The sequence below is a fragment of the Amycolatopsis sp. NPDC101161 genome, assembly GCF_044768185.1.
Taxonomy (GTDB): Bacteria; Actinomycetota; Actinomycetes; order Mycobacteriales; family Pseudonocardiaceae; genus Amycolatopsis.
The window spans coordinates 563,726-578,081 of record NZ_JBIWPI010000001.1; the positions used below are offsets into that span (position 1 = coordinate 563,726).

The following is a 14,356-nucleotide window of genomic DNA, read 5'->3' on the forward strand; positions in this document are numbered from 1 at the left end:
GGCATCAAGGACGTAGAGGAAAGGCAGAGGAGCCGCCGTGGACGCCGTGACCCAGACCCCCGCCCCGAAGAACGAGCCGGTGCTCACGTATGCGCCGGGCAGCGCTGAGCGCGCGGAACTCGAGGGTGCGCTCAAGCGGCTGGGCCAGGCGGAACCCGTCGACCTCACGGTCACCGTCGGGGGCGAGCAGCGCCCCGGCGGCGGCGAGAAGATCGAGGTCGTCCAGCCGCACAACCACCGGCACGTCCTGGGCACCATCCACAGCGCGACCCAGCAGGACGCGACCGACGCCATCGCCGCCGCCGCGAAGGCCGCGCCCGAGTGGCGCGCGCTGTCCTACGACGACCGCGCCGCGATCCTGCTGCGCGCCGCCGACCTGCTGACCGGCCCGTGGCGCGCCACCCTCAACGCCGCCACCATGCTCGGCCAGTCCAAGACCGCGACCCAGGCCGAGATCGACGCCGCCTGCGAGCTCGCCGACTTCTGGCGCTTCAACGTCGAGTTCGGCCGCCGCGTGCTCACCGAGCAGCCGGTCAGCTCGCCGGGCGTGTGGAACCGGATGGAGCACCGCCCGCTCGAGGGCTTCGTCTACGCGATCACGCCGTTCAACTTCACCGCGATCGCCGGCAACCTGCCGACCGCGCCCGCGCTGATGGGCAACACGGTCCTGTGGAAGCCGTCGCCGACGCAGTCGTTCGCCGCGCACCTCACCATGCGGCTGCTCGAAGAGGCGGGCCTGCCGCCGGGCGTCATCAACCTGCTGCCGGGCGACGGCAAGGCCGTCTCCGAGGTCGCCCTGACCCACCGCGACCTGGCCGGCATCCACTTCACCGGCTCGACCGCGACGTTCCAGCACCTGTGGGCCACGGTCGGCGCGAACATCGCCGGCTACCGCTCCTACCCGCGGCTGGTCGGCGAGACCGGCGGCAAGGACTTCGTGCTCGCGCACCCGTCGGCCGACGTCGACGTCCTGCGGACCGCGCTCGTCCGCGGCGCTTTCGAGTACCAGGGCCAGAAGTGCTCCGCCGCTTCGCGCGCCTACATCCCGCGCAGCGCCTGGAACCAGGTGAAGGACGGTCTCGTCTCCGAGACCGAGGCGCTGTCCTACGGCGACGTCACCGACCTGTCGCACTTCGGCGGCGCGGTGATCGACCGGCGCGCGTTCACCAAGCACGCGGAGCTGTTCGAGCGCGTCAAGAGCGACGCTTCGGTGGAGGTCCTCACCGGGGGCACCGCCGACGACGAAGACGGCTTCTTCGTCCAGCCGACGATCCTCGTCTCGGACAACCCGAAGCACGAGATCTTCTCGACGGAGTACTTCGGCCCGATCCTGTCGGTGCACGTCTACGAGGACGGCGACTTCGACGCGGTGCTCAAGCTCGTCGACGAGACCGCCGCGTACGCCCTGACCGGCGCGATCATCGCCAACGACCGCACGGCCGTGGCGAAGGCGTCCGAGGCGCTGCGGTTCGCCGCGGGCAACTTCTACGTCAACGACAAGCCGACCGGCGCCGTCGTCGGCCAGCAGCCGTTCGGCGGCGCGCGGGCCTCGGGCACCAACGACAAGGCCGGGTCGATCTTCAACCTGCAGCGCTGGACCAGCCCGCGCTCCATCAAGGAGACCTTCGTCCCGCCGACCTCCGTGCGCTACCCGCACCAGGGCTGAGAGGGGAGACCGTCATGTTGCGTGCCCCGTTGCTCGCCGCCGCCCGCTCGAAGGGCATCCGGCGGCTCGTGGAGGCCGTGCCCGCCACGCGGTCCGTGGTGCGCCGGTTCGTGGCCGGGTCCGAGACCGCCGACGCCGTCCGCGTGGCCCGGGAACTGGCCGCGGACGGCCGGCGGATCACCCTCGACCACCTGGGCGAGGACACGACCGACGCCGCGCAGGCGGCGGCGACCGTCGCGGCCTACGAAGCCGTGTTGTCGGCGCTGGCGGCCGAAGGGCTGGCCGAAGGCGCCGACGTCTCGGTGAAGCTGTCCGCGGTGGGCCAGTTCCTGCCGGCGAACGGCGAGGACGTCGCCCTGGAAAACGCGCGGAAGATCTGCGCGGCGGCCGAGGCGGTCGGCGCGACCGTGACGCTCGACATGGAGGACCACACCACCACGGACTCGACGCTCGGCATCCTGCGCGAGCTGCGCGGCGAGTACCCGTGGGTCGGCGCGGTGCTGCAGGCCTACCTGCGCCGCACCGAGCAGGACTGCCGGGAGCTGTCGGGCCCGGGTTCGCGCGTGCGGCTGTGCAAGGGCGCGTACGCCGAGCCGGAGTCGGTGGCGTTCCAGGGGAAGTCCGATGTGGACAAGTCCTACGTCCGCTGCCTGCGCGTCCTGATGGCGGGCCAGGGCTACCCGATGGTGGCCTCGCACGACCCGCGGATGATCGAGATCGCCGCCGCGCTGGCCGAGGAGAACGGCCGCGAGGACGACGACCACGAGTTCCAGATGCTCTACGGCATCCGGCCGGAGGAGCAGGCGAGGATCGCCGCGTCGGGCTCGCGCATGCGCGTCTACGTGCCCTACGGCGACGAGTGGTACGGCTACTTCATGCGGCGGCTCGCCGAGCGCCCGGCGAACCTGGCGTTCTTCCTGCGCGGGCTCGCGACCCGCTCCTGAACACGGCGAAGGCCGCCCCGCGGGGCGGCCTTCGCCGTGTGGTGGTGGTCAGGCCTCTTCGGCCTCGGCTTCGGCGGCCTTGCGCTTGACCTCGTCCATGTCGACCTCGCGAGCCTGCTTGATGAGCTCTTCGAGGGCGGGCTCGGGCAGCGCGCCCGGCTGGGCGTAGATCAGCGTCTTGTCGCGGATGATGGCCAGCGTCGGGATGGAGCGGACGTCGAAGGCGGCGGCGAGCTGCTGCTGCGCTTCGGTGTCGACGCTCGCGAACACGATGTCGTCGTGCTTCTCGGACGCCTTCTCGTAGACCGGCGCGAACTGGCGGCACGGTCCGCACCAGCTCGCCCAGAAGTCGATCAGGACGAACTCGTGGTCGTTTACCGTCTGGTCGAAGTTCTCGGCAGTCAGCTCAACGGTGCTCATGCCCTGGTCAACGAAGTGGACGCGGCGGGAATTCCCGGGTCCGGGGTAGCGTCTGCACCCGAGCACCCGTGAAGAGGAGGACACATGGCCGACGGCGAAATCCTGGGCCGGATCGACGAGCTGATCGCCGAGGAGCACGAACTCCGGTCGCGCTCGGTCGGCGTGGGGCTGAACGGCGGCGACAAGGACCGCCTCACCACGGTCGAGCAGCAGCTCGACCAGTGCTGGGACCTGCTCCGCCAGCGGCGCGCCAAGTCGGAGTTCCACGAGAACCCCGACGACGCGCAGGCCCGCCCGGTCTCCGAGGTGGAGTCCTACCGCCAGTGACGCTCGCTCGTGAGTGGGAAACCGGGTTAGAACCCGGTTTCCCACTCACGAGGGGGTCAGGCGGGGCAGAGGGTGCCGTCGGCCGGGACCTTGCCGTCCACGAGGAACGCCCGGGCTGCCTCCGTGACGCACGGGGACGTGCCCACCGCGCCGTGGCCCGCGCCCTGCCAGGTGATCGTCACCGCCGTCGGCATCTGGTCCGCCGCGCGGGTGCTGCCCACCTGCGGGGTCACCGGGTCGGCCGCCGTCGCCGTCACCAGGATCGGCGGGGCGCCCGTCGCGCCCGCCGGGGGCAGCGGCTCGGTGCGGACCGGCCACGGCCCGCACCACGCCAGCTGCTGGGCGACGACCGTGCCGAACTGCGGGTACTTCGTCCGCATCCCGGCGACGACCTGGTCGAGCTGGTCGGACGAAAGCCGTGTCTGGCTGTCGTTGCAGCGGGTCGCGATCGTCGCGTCCAGCCGGGACGGCTGCGCGCGCGAGTCGTGCAGCGCCGGTGCCGCGAACGCCGCCAGCGGCGTGATGTTCCCGCCCCGCGCCGCCACGATCGCGTCGGCCAGCTCCGGCCACCGCGAGCGCTGCGAAAGTCCCGAGTAGACCGCGTACATCGCCACGCCCGGCCCGAACGCGACGGCGTCGTCGGTCATCGGCGGCGCGGTCCGCAGCTGCCCGGTGAGCGCCGCCAGGGCCGCCTTCGGGTCGCCCAGGGCGCACTTGCGGGCCGCGCAGTCCGCGGCGAACGCGTCCAACGTCGTCTGGGCACCGGCGGCGACGGCGTCGAGCACCGCCGCGGTGTCCGGGCCCGGGTCGGGGACGCCGTCGAGCACCATCCGGCCGACCTGGCCGGGGAAGCGCACCGCGTACTCGGACAGCAGCTTCGAGCCGTCGCCGCGGCCGAGCGCGTTGAGCCGGTCCGAACCCAGCGCCTTCCGCAGCTCTTCGAGGTCACCGGCACCGCGCCAGCTGTCCAGCGCGGTCTGGGAGTCGTCCAGCTCGATCGCGCACTGCTGACCGGCCTTGCGCGCCGCGTCCAGCACGTCCTGCAGGTCGCCCTGCCCCGGGTCGGCGTCGATCAGGTCGTGCCGGATGTCCGGGGGCACGCACTGGACCGGGCCGGAGAGCCCGGTGCCGCGCCGGTCCAGCCCGACCAGTGAGAACTTCTCCAGGAACGCCGGCGGCAGGGTCGCGGCCAGCCGCGCGGCGTACACCGTGCCCGGCTCGCCGTCGACGTCGTTGACCACGACCAGCGGGATCGGCCCGGTGCCCACCTTCAGCGCCAGCAGCCGCACCACCGACCGCCGGGCCTCGCCGGGCGCGTCGAGCGGCGCGGTGACGCGGGCGCAGGTGAAGTGCAGGCTGTCCGGCACGGCCGGGGTGCCGATCCGCTGCCGGGTGTCGTCGTCGCAGTCGGCCCACCGCAGCGACGGCGACTGCGGCTCGGCCAGCGGCGGCAGCGGCACCGGCGGGGTGCCGGTGGGCGCCGCCGGTGTCGTCTTCCCGTCGTTCTCCACGAGCGCCGGGCGGACCGACGGCCCCGCGGCGCAGCCCGCGGCGGAGGCCAGGGCGAGCAGCGCGACCAGGAGACGGGTACGGCGGCGGCGCACGGGCGAGGTCCTCACGTAGATCACAGGCAGGGTGGTGCCGAGCTTCGCACGGCCGGTGTGGGACGAGGGTTAGCGGGTCCGCACGACCTGGCCGCGGAACACGGCGTCGAGGTCGTAGCGGGCGGGCTCGTCGAGCTGGCTGTAGTCGCAGGACGCGGGTTCGCGGTCGGGTCGCCAGCGCTTGAACCGCGCGTTGTGCCGGAAGCGCGACGGCATACCGCCTTCGGTGTTCTCGTAGGCGACCTCGACGACGCGCTCGGGCCGCAGCGGCACCCATTCGTGTTCGGTGGCGCGCCAGCGCGTGACGCCGCCGGGGATCCGCTGGGCCTCGCCGGTCGCGCGGCCACCCCACGGGTGGTCTTCGCCGTCGGTGACCAGCGGCGCCAGCTCCTCGGCGAGTTCGCGACGGCGTTCCTTGGGGAACGACCCGACCGTGCCGACGTGGTGCAGCACGCCCTTGTCGTCGTGCAGGCCCAGCAGGAAGGAACCGACGAGCTCGCCGGGGCCGCCGTCGACGTGCCAGCGCAGCCCGGCGAGCACGCAGTCCGCGGTGCGCAGGTGCTTGTACTTGACCATCACCCGCTTGCCGGGCGTGTACGGCTCGTCGAGGGGTTTGCCGATGACGCCGTCGAGGCCCGCGCCCTCGAAGAGCTCGAACCAGTGCCGCGCGGTGTCCGGGTCGGTGGTCGCCGGGGTCAGCGGGAAGCGGTCGCCGGCCAGGTCGACGAGCCGTTCGCGGCGCGCCGACGTCGGTTCGTCGAGCAGGGACTCGTCGTCGAGGGCGAGGACGTCGAAGGCGACGAACTCGGCGGGCTGCTCGGCCGCCAGCAGCGTGATCCGGCTTTCGGCGGGGTGGATGCGCTCGGTGAGGGCGTCGAAGTCCAGCCGCCCGCCGCGCGCGACGACGAGCTCGCCGTCCAGCACGACCCGCGGCGGCAGCGTCTCCAGCAGCCGCGCGACGGCTTCCGGGAAGTACCGGTTGAGCGGCTTTTCCGCGCGGGACTGCAGGTACAGCTCGTCGCCGTCCTTGAAGACGATGCAGCGGAAGCCGTCCCACTTCGGTTCGAACAGCAGGCCCCCGGAGTCCGGGATGGCCTTCGCGGGCTTGGCGAGCATCGGCTTCAGCGGCGGCTGCAGCGGTAGGGGCATGCGGGCATTCTGCGGAAAGACGCCGTTCAGCGCACGCGTTTCGCCGCGCTCGTGTCGAGCTCCAGGCGGACGGCCGTGGGCAGGACGTCGAGGCCGAGCGAGTCCCGGGCCCTGGTCAGCACGCGGGCGTCGAGGTCTTCCCAGACGCTCTTGAGGTCGGTGCCCTCGTGCAGCCACAGCGTGATGCGCAACGCGGGAGACGTCCGGGAGCCGACGGCGCGGACCCGGGCGCGGCTCACGCCGTCGAGCTGTTCGGCGTCGGCTTGGACCGCGCCGGCGATCGCGGCGGCGGTGACGACCAGTTCGGCGCCCTCGGTGCGGTCGAGGTCCAGGTCGGGCCGCGGCTCCGGGCGCAGCGAGCGCACGGTGCCCCGCAGGCCGGCCGCGAGCAGCAGGACTCCGAGCACGATGGCGGCGATCCGGGCGGGCGTGGCGTGGCCGCCGAGCCAGTCGAGCGCCATCGGGTCGAGCAGCGGCCGGCGGCCGCGGAACTCGCCCAGCACGCCGAAGCCGACCACCAGGGCCAGCGCGCCGCCGAGCAGGGCCAGCAGCCCGACGAGGAACACCCAAATGCGTTCGCCCGTGTACGACCGGGAAAGCGCCTTCGCGGCGACCGACTTGCTCATCGGCGGTCCTTCGGGGAGTCGACGACGACCGAGACCTTCGGCCGCCGCGCGAGGGGGACGTCGTCGAGCAGCGCGGACACCGTCTCCAGCAGGCGCGGCCGCAGCTCGCCTTCGGTTTCGAGCGTGCTCTTCGCGCGGACGCGGACGCGGCGGGCGCTCGCGGTGACCGTCGCGCCGGCGACGTTGTCCTGCGCGCGCACGGTGAGCCCGACCAGGCGGGCCAGCGAGCGCGGCGACGTCGAGACGCTCACCTCGCCGGCCGGGTCGGTCAGCCGGACCGCGCGGTTGCCGGCGGCCACCGCGCACAGCAGCAGGACCAGGCCCGCGGCGGCGAGCACGCCGGCGCCGACGCGCACCGCGTAGGCGTCCCAGCCCAGCGACGCGAGCTGCGCCTGCCAGCGCGGCCACGGCACCAGCAGCGGGCCCGCGGCCGGGCGCCACCAGTGCCAGCCGACTTCCAGGGCGAGCACCGCCCCGGCGGCGGCGAAGGCCAGGCCGAGCAGGGTCGACAGGAGGCGGACGACCAGGCGCACGGCTACCGCACCCTCGGCGCCACCGCGGGCCGCAGCGCGGACACCGTCACGGCGAGGGTCCGCACGTGGTAGCCGGTGAGCAGCTCGACCTCTTCGGTGACCTTCTCGCGCACGACCCCGACGACGGTCCGCACCGGGGCGGGGTACTGCAGGGCGAGGTCCAGCGCGAGGTCGACGTCGTTGTCGAGCCCGCCGACCTTCGCCTTGGCGCCCTTCTTGCCGTCGTTCGCGGTGCCGGGGACCTGGTCGGCGGCGTGCTGGGCGACCTTGCGCACCACGGCGTGGGCGACGGTGAGGGTGCCGCGCTCGGCCGGTTCGGCGAGCTCGCGCGGCACGTCCAGGACGCGGCTCACTTGTCGCGGCCCTTGCCGAAGAGCTCGCCGAGGTCGAGCTCGCCGTCGAGGACCCGGCCGGCGACCAGGCCGATGATGCCGACGGCCAGCGTCACCAGGAACGCGGTGAACCCCTGGGACGCGGCGAGGCCGAGGATCAGCCCGGCCAGGAGCCCGGTCTGCGTTGCGTTCACATGTCCTCCTTGGACGGTCCTTCGTGCGGAAGGTGCACCTCAGCGCACCCGGGGTGGCCGCCGGCGGAAGCGGGCGACGAGCGCGGCGAACCCGCGGCGGCGGGCGGTGAAGCTCACCGGGGCGTCGTAGCGGGAGTCCACTTCGGACTCCCCGGCGCGGAACCGGGCCAGGCCTTCGGCGAACACCGCCGGATCGCCGCCCACGTCCGGGTGGTGGGCGCGGACGAACGCCCGGAAGGCCGCCCGGCCCGCCGGATCGTCCCCGCCGCGCCCGGTCATTCCACCCGCGTCGATTCGGCTTCTTCTTCGCCGGGCAGGTGGATGTCGTTGACCGCAATGTTCACCTCGATCACCTCGAGGCCGGTGATCTGCTCGACCGCCGTGATCACGTTGCGCCGCACCGCGCGGGCGACGTCGGCGATCCGCGCGCCGTACTCGACGATGACGTCGAGGTCGATCGCCGTCTGCTTCTCGCCGACCTCCACGGCCACGCCGGTGGTGCTCACCGTGCCGGAGCCGGGGATGCGCTCGCGCAGCGCGCCGATCGCGCGCGACACCCCGCCGCCGCCCAGGGCGTGCACCCCGGGGACCTCGCGGGTGGCCAGGCCGGCGACCTTCTGCACGACCAGCGAGGAGATGGTGGTGCGGCCGGCGGTGCCCTCCTCGTTGAGCGGGGTCACCGTGCCGGGGCTTTCGGTCCGTTCCGGGTGCATGCGTGCGGGCTCCTCTCGCGGCGGTCTCTCGCCCGTACGATGCCCGCGGGCGGCCAAACCTCACGGAAGGTCACCCGATCGGGGGAACGTCAGTCCCGGTGGACATCCACGACGTGCACGTTCACCGTCGCCGGCGTCCCGAGGTGGCGAGCCAGCTCCGCGGTGACCTCCCGGCGCAGCGCTTCGGCGGCTTCGTCGGCGGCGACGCCGAACCGCACCGACACCAGCAGCTGCACGGCGTCGTCCTCGACCGCGACGGCCGAAACCCGCACCCCGTCCGGCGCCCGTTCGCCGGCGATCGCCGTGGTCAGCCGGGTGACCACGCTCTCCGCGACGCGGAGGTCGCCGTCGTCGCCGGGCACCTCGACGGCCGTCCGGCGGCCGCGCGCGACGGCCCGCAGCACGCGTTCGACGAGCCCGGGCGGCGTCGGCACCCGGCGCCGGGCCGCCGCGCGCACGGCGTCCCAGCGGGGGTCCCGCTCGGGGTCCTGTGGCTCGGCCATCACCGCTCCCTCAACTCGGCGAGCAGCGCCACCCTGGCCCGGTGCAGCCGGGAACGCAAGGCACCGACGTTCACGTCGAGCACTTCGGCGACCTCTTCGTAGCTCAGCCCCTCCAGCTCGCGCAGCACCAGCGGCACCCGCTGCGAGAGCTCCAGCCGGCCGATCGCGCGCAGCACCGCGTCGACCTCCTCGGCCCGCACGACCCGGCCTTCGGGGCCCGGGACGGCGGCGGCGAGCAGCGCTGTGTCCACAGTGGACCGATCGGCGGGCTCGTCGAGCGACACCGTCGGACGGCGGCGGCGCAGGAGCGCGAGGGCGCTGTTGGTGACCACGCGGTAGAGCCACGTCGAGACGGCGGATTCGTGCCGGAAGCCCGGAAGGGCGCGCCACGCGGCGAGCCACGAGTCCTGCACGACGTCCTCGGCTTCGGCCGCGCTGCCGGTGATCCGCAGCGCGACGCGGTACATCCGGGGCGTGTGCCGCCGCACGAGCGCCCCGAACGCGGCGTCGTCGCCGGCCGCGGCCCGGCAGACCAGGTCGGCGTCGTCGCTCACCCGGCGTCCCGGCGGTAGCGCAGGAGCGTGAAGCCGTCCTCGACCAGGATCGAGGCCAGCGCGAGCCGGCGCGGGACGGCGACCGGCCCCGCGGCGATCCGCGACGCGGGACCGGCCACGAGCAGCGGCGCGACCGTCAGGCACAGCTGGTCGACGAGATCGGCCTCGACCAGCTGCGCGAACAGCCGCGGCCCGCCCTCGCACGCGACGCGCCGCAGCCCGCGCGCGGCGAGCAGGTCCAGCGCGCGCCGGACGTCGACTTCGGTGTCCCCGGCCCGCAAGATCTCCGCCCCGGCCTCTTCCAGCGGTCCCGTCTCGGCGGTCTCCGTGGTCACCACGATCGGGGGCACGACGGTCTCGGTGAACAGCCGGGACGCGGGGTCGAGGTCCGCGGTGCGCGTCACGACGGCGATCGGCGGAACGGTGTCGAAGCCGAGCCGGCGACGGCGGTCGAGGCGTTTCGGGCCCGCGACCACGCCGCGGTAGTCCTCGGCGCGGGCGGTGCCGGCGCCGACCAGGATCACGTCGGCGAGGTCGCGCCCGAGCAGGAAGACCTTGCGGTCGGCGGCGTGCGACAGCCCGGCGGAGGTCGTGTCGACCTCGACGGCGCCGTCGGCCGAGGCGACGAAGTTGACCTGCACCCACGGGCGGTCGAGGTCCTTCGGGTAGGCGTAGATCTCTTCGAGGTCGACCCCGGTCAGCTCGCCCGTCGTAGAGGGCCACACGCTCCGCACGCCGACAATCCCAGCACGGGCGTGAAGTGCGTCTCGACCGGGGGACATCGCCACCCGGTGGGGTGCGGCGCGCCGTTAGGCTCTGCGACCATGCCCGCGCACCTCACCGACCGCCGTCCCGAGCTGTCTTCCGACGAGCTGATCGGCGCTCTGGTGCCGCCGCCGCGCTTCGACGCCGTCCGGTTCGAGACGTACATCCCCAACCCGGACGAGCCCAGCCAGGCCGCCGCGGTGGAGTCCTGCTCGGCGTTCGCCGCCAAGGTCGGGGCGCGCAAGGAGAAGAAGCGCTTCAAGCTCTTCGGCGGGTCGTCCGAGCCGGCCGGCCCGATGGGGCTCTACCTCGACGGCGGGTTCGGCGTCGGCAAGACCCACCTGCTCGCCTCGACGTGGCACGCGGCGCCCTCGCCCAAGGCGTACGGGACGTTCGTCGAGCTGACGCACCTGGTCGGCGCGCTGGGCTTCGCGGAGGCCGTGCGGCGCCTGTCGGAGCACCGGATCCTGGCCATCGACGAGTTCGAGCTGGACGACCCGGGCGACACCACGCTGGTCACGCGGCTGCTGCAGGAGCTGATGGACGCGGGCGTGTACGTCGCGGCGACGTCGAACACGCTCCCGGAGAAGCTCGGCGAAGGCCGGTTCGCCGCCGAAGACTTCCTGCGCGAGATCCAGACGCTCTCGGCCCGGTTCGGCGTCGTGCGCGTCGACGGCCCGGACTACCGCCACCGCGGCCTGCCGGACGCGCCGCCGCCGGTTTCGCCGGAGGTCCTCGAAGAGTCCGTCGCGGCGCACGAAGGGTCCACTGTGGACGACTTCGACGCGTTGGTCGAGCACCTGGCTTCGCTGCACCCCTCCCGGTACGGGCGGCTGCTCGACGGCGTCACCCGGGTGCACCTGCGGGACGTCCACCCGGCGCCGGACCAGAACGTGGCGCTGCGGCTGGTCGCGTTCGCCGACCGGCTCTACGACCGGGCCATCCCGGTGGTCGTCTCCGGCGAGCCGCTGCCGGCGCTGTTCACCGAGGAGATGGTGAACGGCGGCTACCGCAAGAAGTACCTGCGCGCGGTCAGCCGGCTGACGGCGCTGGCGCGGGACGCGGCACCGGCCACATGACAAGCACGACGGCGACCGCGAACAGCGTGCCGCCGGCGACGTCGGTGAGGTAGTGGTAGCCGAGGCCGACCAGCCCGGCCGCGGCGGCGAGCAGCGCCAGCGCGCTCAGCACCACCACGAACGCCTTGCGCGTGACGAGCACGAGCACGGTGAGCACCGCGACCAGGCTCACGGTGTGGCCGCTCGGGTAGACGAGGGTGTCGTTCTTCCACCGGTCGTACAGCGGTTTGAGCAGGACGGCGGTCAGCAGGATCGCCAGCAGCGGCACGGCGAGCGCGAGCGCGGCTTCCCGTTTCCGGCCCGCGCGCAGGCACAGGACGACGGCGAGGACACCGAGCGCGCACACGACGTACGGCTCGGTCGGGAAGACCAGCGCGCGCAGCACGCCGGGGCTCAGGTGCGCCGTCCACCCGGCGACCACGGCGTCGATCGCGCCCGGGGTGGACCCGCCGGCGAACGGCAGACCCAGCAGCAGCGCGAGCAGGCCGCAGACCGCGGCCGGCACCCACATCGTCCTCACCCGCGCGAGGGTAGCCGCGACTCCGTCGTGCGGCTGTCTGCCACGATGCGGGAATGCACATCACGGTGGCGGGGGCCGGGATCATCGGCCTGAGCTGCGCGTACCGGCTGGCCGGGGCGGGCCACGACGTGACGGTCGTCGCGGCGGCCGGCCCGGGGGAGTCGACGTCGGCGGTGGCGGGCGGGGTGCTGTACCCGCCGGTGCGCGGCCCGGACAAGCGGATCGCGCGCTGGACGGCGGAGACCCTGGCCGTCCTGCGGGCGCAGGAGGCGCCGGGGGTGCGGTTCCGCCGCGGCCGCGTCCTGCTGGCGCCGGGGGAGCCGGAGCCGCAGTGGCTCCGGGCGATGATCGACCCGGCCCGCGACGGCGACCGGCTCGTGTTCACGACAGCGCTGGCCGACATGCCGGTGTACCTGGAGTGGCTGCTGGCGCAGGTGGTCGCGCTGGGCGTGCGGGTCGAACACCGGTCGCTGACTTCGCTGGCCGGCCTGGGTCCGGTGGTGAACGCGGCGGGCCTGGGGGCGGGACCGTTGGCGGGCGACGGTTCGATGGTCCCGATCGGCGGGCAGGTCGTGCACCTGGCCGACCCGGGCCTGCCGGAGTTCGTGGTGGACGAGACGGGCCCGGGCGTGACGTACGTCATCCCGCACGGCGGGCACGTGGTGTGCGGCGGAACGGAGGAGCCGGGCCGCGCCGACACGGTCCCGAACCCGGGCGTGACGGCGGACATCGTGCGCCGGTGCCGCGAGCTGGTGCCGGCGTTGGAGGGCGCGGAGGTGCTGCGGTCGGCGGTGGGGCTGCGCCCGTTCCGGCCGGTGGTGCGGCTGGAGCGAACCGGTGAGGTCGTGCACTGCTACGGGCACGGCGGGGCGGGGATCACGCTGGCGTGGGGCTGTGCCGCCGACGTCGTCGAGCTGTTCAGCGCCGGGTGAAAGCGGTGTGGTCGGCTTCCGTGCGGTCGGCGTACCGCACGGCGTACGCGCCCATGGCTTCGTCCAGTTCGGAGTCCTCGGCGAAGTAGCCCGCCAACAGCTTCGGGTGCAGCGAGCGCGTGTGGGCTCGGGCCAGCAATGCGCCGGCCAGCCGGCCGTAGTCGTCGAGGTGGTCCTTCTCCAGCTCCGCCGGGTCGATGTCGCCCTTGAGGTTGCGGAACTGGCGGACGATGTACGGGACGCCGTCGATCGTGGTCCAGCCCAGCAGGATGTCCGTTTCGGCCTGGACCAGCCGGGCGCCGTCGACGATCCGCTGTCCTTCGTGGTCCGCCGCCGGCAGGTCGAGGTACGGCGCCAGCGCGGGTTTCGCCGCCTGCTTCACCTGCAGGACAAGGTCTTCGTCGTCGTTTCCGTGCAGGAGGGCGACGTAGCTGCGCAGCCCGACGCTGCCCGTGCCGACCACGCGGAAGGCGACGTCGGCGATCCGGTACCGCTCGATCAGCGTCCGCCGCGACTCGCGCAGGGTGTCCACATAGGACACCAGTCCGGCGGCGACGGCTTCGGCGGTGTCGTCGTCGACGTGCGTGAGGACCGGCGGGTCCTCGACGAACCGGTGGCGCGCCAAGCCGGTCTCGTGGTCGTCGACGCGCTCGGTCCACTTCGCGGCGACCTTCGCGCTGTCGTTCTTGCGGGCCTTCTCGGCGGCGTCGGCGAAGTCGTCGATCAGCTCGTCCGCGCGGGCTTTCGACAGCACCGAGGAGTCCGGCAACGCGTTCCACGACCGCAGGAACGGCAGATCGGCCAGCGCGCGGATGGTCCGCCGGTAGGACTTCACGGCGTCTTCGGCGGCCTCGCGGCAGCCGGCCTCGCCGATGCCGCCTTCGCGCCCGGCGAGCACGAGGCTGGCGGCGAGCCGCTTGAGGTCCCACTCCCACGGGCCCGGGACGGTCTCGTCGAAGTCGTTGATGTCCATCACGATCTTGCCCTCGGGCGTGCCGTAGAGCCCGAAGTTGGCGGCGTGGGCGTCGCCGCAGAGCTGGGCGGTCAGCCCGGAGTCCGGCGTCCCGGCGAGGTCGGCGCCCATCAGCCCGGCGGCGCCGCGGAAGAAGGTGAACGGCGATGCCGACATGCGCTCGCGCCGGAGTTCGACCAGCTCCGGCAGGCGTCCCGCGTTGCTGACTTGGAAGTACTGCTTCACGCTCGGCCGGTTCGCCCCGGCGGCTTCATGGTCGTGCGCGGTGACCGGGACCTTTTGCCGGAGCTGTTTCCCCTGCTCGTACAGCTCGCTCGGTGTGACGCTGTTCGTGCCCACCAGCGGGCGCTCCCCGAATCCCATACCGGGCACAACGTCCGAAGGGGACGTTCTGCTCCCGGGGCGAGGGTGGTCACCCGGCCGAGCTGCGCGGGCCGGCGAGGGGGAGGGCGTTCGGCCGAGGGGGCGCGGGCTGTCGCGACATGGCGGCGGGGTTGCGAGGGCTGCCGCACCACGGTGGCG

19 protein-coding genes are annotated in these 14,356 nt (G+C 73.6%); 5 read left to right on the forward strand and 14 right to left on the reverse strand.

Annotated features, from left to right (window positions below; translation table 11 throughout):
- Positions 1–37: 37 nt before the first annotated feature.
- The gene (pruA, locus tag ACIRSS_RS02745; protein ID WP_400889817.1) at positions 38–1,666 is read left to right on the forward strand and encodes an L-glutamate gamma-semialdehyde dehydrogenase; all 1,629 of its coding nucleotides are present in this window, start codon (positions 38–40) and stop codon (positions 1,664–1,666) included.
- 14 nt (positions 1,667–1,680) lie between these two features.
- Complete coding sequence (locus tag ACIRSS_RS02750; protein ID WP_400889819.1) at positions 1,681–2,610, forward strand: proline dehydrogenase family protein; 930 nt, start codon at positions 1,681–1,683, stop codon at positions 2,608–2,610.
- Between the two features lie 48 nt (positions 2,611–2,658).
- On the opposite strand, the gene trxA is transcribed toward ACIRSS_RS02750, so the two are convergent.
- On the reverse strand, positions 2,659–3,030 hold the full coding sequence (gene trxA / locus ACIRSS_RS02755; protein ID WP_400889821.1) for a thioredoxin: 372 nt from the start codon (positions 3,028–3,030) through the stop codon (positions 2,659–2,661).
- Between the two features lie 84 nt (positions 3,031–3,114).
- On the opposite strand from trxA, the gene ACIRSS_RS02760 reads away from it, so the two are divergent.
- The gene (locus ACIRSS_RS02760) at positions 3,115–3,357 is read left to right on the forward strand and encodes a DUF2630 family protein (RefSeq protein WP_400889825.1); all 243 of its coding nucleotides are present in this window, start codon (positions 3,115–3,117) and stop codon (positions 3,355–3,357) included.
- 56 nt (positions 3,358–3,413) lie between these two features.
- Here ACIRSS_RS02760 and ACIRSS_RS02765 read toward each other — a convergent pair whose 3' ends face one another.
- The 11 genes from ACIRSS_RS02765 to ACIRSS_RS02815 form a co-directional block, all read right to left on the reverse strand.
- Entirely contained in the window at positions 3,414–4,961 is a 1,548-nt protein-coding gene (locus ACIRSS_RS02765) for an alpha/beta hydrolase (protein WP_400889827.1), read from the reverse strand.
- Positions 4,962–5,030: 69 nt separating this feature from the next.
- Positions 5,031–6,110 carry an ATP-dependent DNA ligase gene (locus ACIRSS_RS02770; RefSeq protein WP_400889829.1) on the reverse strand — a complete coding sequence of 360 codons (1,080 nt, stop codon included), beginning with the start codon at positions 6,108–6,110 and terminating at the stop codon, positions 5,031–5,033.
- Between the two features lie 26 nt (positions 6,111–6,136).
- On the reverse strand, positions 6,137–6,736 hold the full coding sequence (locus ACIRSS_RS02775; RefSeq protein WP_400889831.1) for an alkaline shock response membrane anchor protein AmaP: 600 nt from the start codon (positions 6,734–6,736) through the stop codon (positions 6,137–6,139).
- Complete coding sequence (locus ACIRSS_RS02780) at positions 6,733–7,269, reverse strand: DUF6286 domain-containing protein (protein ID WP_400889833.1); 537 nt, start codon at positions 7,267–7,269, stop codon at positions 6,733–6,735. The genes ACIRSS_RS02775 and ACIRSS_RS02780 overlap by 4 nt, the downstream gene beginning before the upstream one ends.
- Positions 7,270–7,271: 2 nt before the next feature.
- A complete protein-coding gene (locus tag ACIRSS_RS02785; protein ID WP_400889835.1) occupies positions 7,272–7,622 on the reverse strand; it encodes a hypothetical protein in 351 nt (116 codons plus the stop codon).
- Positions 7,619–7,795, reverse strand: a complete 177-nt coding sequence (locus ACIRSS_RS02790; RefSeq protein WP_086674141.1) for a hypothetical protein — start codon at positions 7,793–7,795, stop codon at positions 7,619–7,621. Before ACIRSS_RS02790 ends, ACIRSS_RS02785 begins: the two co-directional genes overlap by 4 nt.
- A gap of 39 nt (positions 7,796–7,834) precedes the next feature.
- Positions 7,835–8,074, reverse strand: coding sequence for a hypothetical protein (locus ACIRSS_RS02795; protein WP_400889837.1), 240 nt, complete (start codon positions 8,072–8,074; stop codon positions 7,835–7,837).
- On the reverse strand, positions 8,071–8,508 hold the full coding sequence (locus ACIRSS_RS02800) for an Asp23/Gls24 family envelope stress response protein (protein ID WP_400889839.1): 438 nt from the start codon (positions 8,506–8,508) through the stop codon (positions 8,071–8,073). The genes ACIRSS_RS02795 and ACIRSS_RS02800 overlap by 4 nt, the downstream gene beginning before the upstream one ends.
- An 89-nt stretch (positions 8,509–8,597) precedes the next feature.
- On the reverse strand, positions 8,598–9,011 hold the full coding sequence (locus ACIRSS_RS02805) for an Asp23/Gls24 family envelope stress response protein (protein WP_400889841.1): 414 nt from the start codon (positions 9,009–9,011) through the stop codon (positions 8,598–8,600).
- A complete protein-coding gene (locus tag ACIRSS_RS02810; RefSeq protein WP_400889843.1) occupies positions 9,011–9,565 on the reverse strand; it encodes an RNA polymerase sigma factor in 555 nt (184 codons plus the stop codon). The genes ACIRSS_RS02805 and ACIRSS_RS02810 overlap by 1 nt, the downstream gene beginning before the upstream one ends.
- Complete coding sequence (locus ACIRSS_RS02815; RefSeq protein ID WP_400889845.1) at positions 9,562–10,299, reverse strand: pyrimidine reductase family protein; 738 nt, start codon at positions 10,297–10,299, stop codon at positions 9,562–9,564. Before ACIRSS_RS02815 ends, ACIRSS_RS02810 begins: the two co-directional genes overlap by 4 nt.
- Before the next feature lie 90 nt (positions 10,300–10,389).
- Between ACIRSS_RS02815 and zapE the strand changes: the two genes are divergently transcribed.
- Positions 10,390–11,409: a cell division protein ZapE gene (zapE, locus tag ACIRSS_RS02820; RefSeq protein WP_400889847.1), complete on the forward strand. Its 1,020-nt coding sequence runs from the start codon at positions 10,390–10,392 to the stop codon at positions 11,407–11,409.
- Here the strand turns inward: zapE and ACIRSS_RS02825 are convergent.
- On the reverse strand, positions 11,363–11,920 hold the full coding sequence (locus ACIRSS_RS02825; protein ID WP_400893352.1) for a phosphatase PAP2 family protein: 558 nt from the start codon (positions 11,918–11,920) through the stop codon (positions 11,363–11,365). The genes zapE and ACIRSS_RS02825 overlap by 47 nt on opposite strands.
- A 62-nt stretch (positions 11,921–11,982) precedes the next feature.
- Between ACIRSS_RS02825 and ACIRSS_RS02830 the strand changes: the two genes are divergently transcribed.
- The gene (locus ACIRSS_RS02830) at positions 11,983–12,861 is read left to right on the forward strand and encodes an FAD-dependent oxidoreductase (RefSeq protein ID WP_400889849.1); all 879 of its coding nucleotides are present in this window, start codon (positions 11,983–11,985) and stop codon (positions 12,859–12,861) included.
- On the opposite strand, the gene ACIRSS_RS02835 is transcribed toward ACIRSS_RS02830, so the two are convergent.
- Positions 12,848–14,197 carry a DUF2252 domain-containing protein gene (locus tag ACIRSS_RS02835; RefSeq protein ID WP_400889851.1) on the reverse strand — a complete coding sequence of 450 codons (1,350 nt, stop codon included), beginning with the start codon at positions 14,195–14,197 and terminating at the stop codon, positions 12,848–12,850. The genes ACIRSS_RS02830 and ACIRSS_RS02835 overlap by 14 nt on opposite strands.
- Between the last annotated feature and the right edge of the window lie 159 nt (positions 14,198–14,356).

Bases quoted from the DNA above. Each gene is read 5' to 3' on its own strand.
- trxA (WP_400889821.1), bottom strand. From the start codon at position 3,030: ATGAGCACCGTTGAGCTGACTGCCGAGAACTTCGACCAGACGGTAAAC.
- ACIRSS_RS02795 (WP_400889837.1), bottom strand. From the start codon at position 8,074: ATGACCGGGCGCGGCGGGGACGATCCGGCGGGCCGGGCGGCCTTCCGG.
- ACIRSS_RS02800 (WP_400889839.1), bottom strand. From the start codon at position 8,508: ATGCACCCGGAACGGACCGAAAGCCCCGGCACGGTGACCCCGCTCAAC.
- zapE (WP_400889847.1), top strand. From the start codon at position 10,390: ATGCCCGCGCACCTCACCGACCGCCGTCCCGAGCTGTCTTCCGACGAG.
- ACIRSS_RS02805 (WP_400889841.1), bottom strand. From the start codon at position 9,011: ATGGCCGAGCCACAGGACCCCGAGCGGGACCCCCGCTGGGACGCCGTG.
- ACIRSS_RS02835 (WP_400889851.1), bottom strand. From the start codon at position 14,197: ATGGGATTCGGGGAGCGCCCGCTGGTGGGCACGAACAGCGTCACACCG.
- ACIRSS_RS02830 (WP_400889849.1), top strand. From the start codon at position 11,983: ATGCACATCACGGTGGCGGGGGCCGGGATCATCGGCCTGAGCTGCGCG.
- ACIRSS_RS02775 (WP_400889831.1), bottom strand. From the start codon at position 6,736: ATGAGCAAGTCGGTCGCCGCGAAGGCGCTTTCCCGGTCGTACACGGGC.
- ACIRSS_RS02770 (WP_400889829.1), bottom strand. From the start codon at position 6,110: ATGCCCCTACCGCTGCAGCCGCCGCTGAAGCCGATGCTCGCCAAGCCC.
- ACIRSS_RS02825 (WP_400893352.1), bottom strand. From the start codon at position 11,920: ATGTGGGTGCCGGCCGCGGTCTGCGGCCTGCTCGCGCTGCTGCTGGGT.
- ACIRSS_RS02760 (WP_400889825.1), top strand. From the start codon at position 3,115: ATGGCCGACGGCGAAATCCTGGGCCGGATCGACGAGCTGATCGCCGAG.
- ACIRSS_RS02750 (WP_400889819.1), top strand. From the start codon at position 1,681: ATGTTGCGTGCCCCGTTGCTCGCCGCCGCCCGCTCGAAGGGCATCCGG.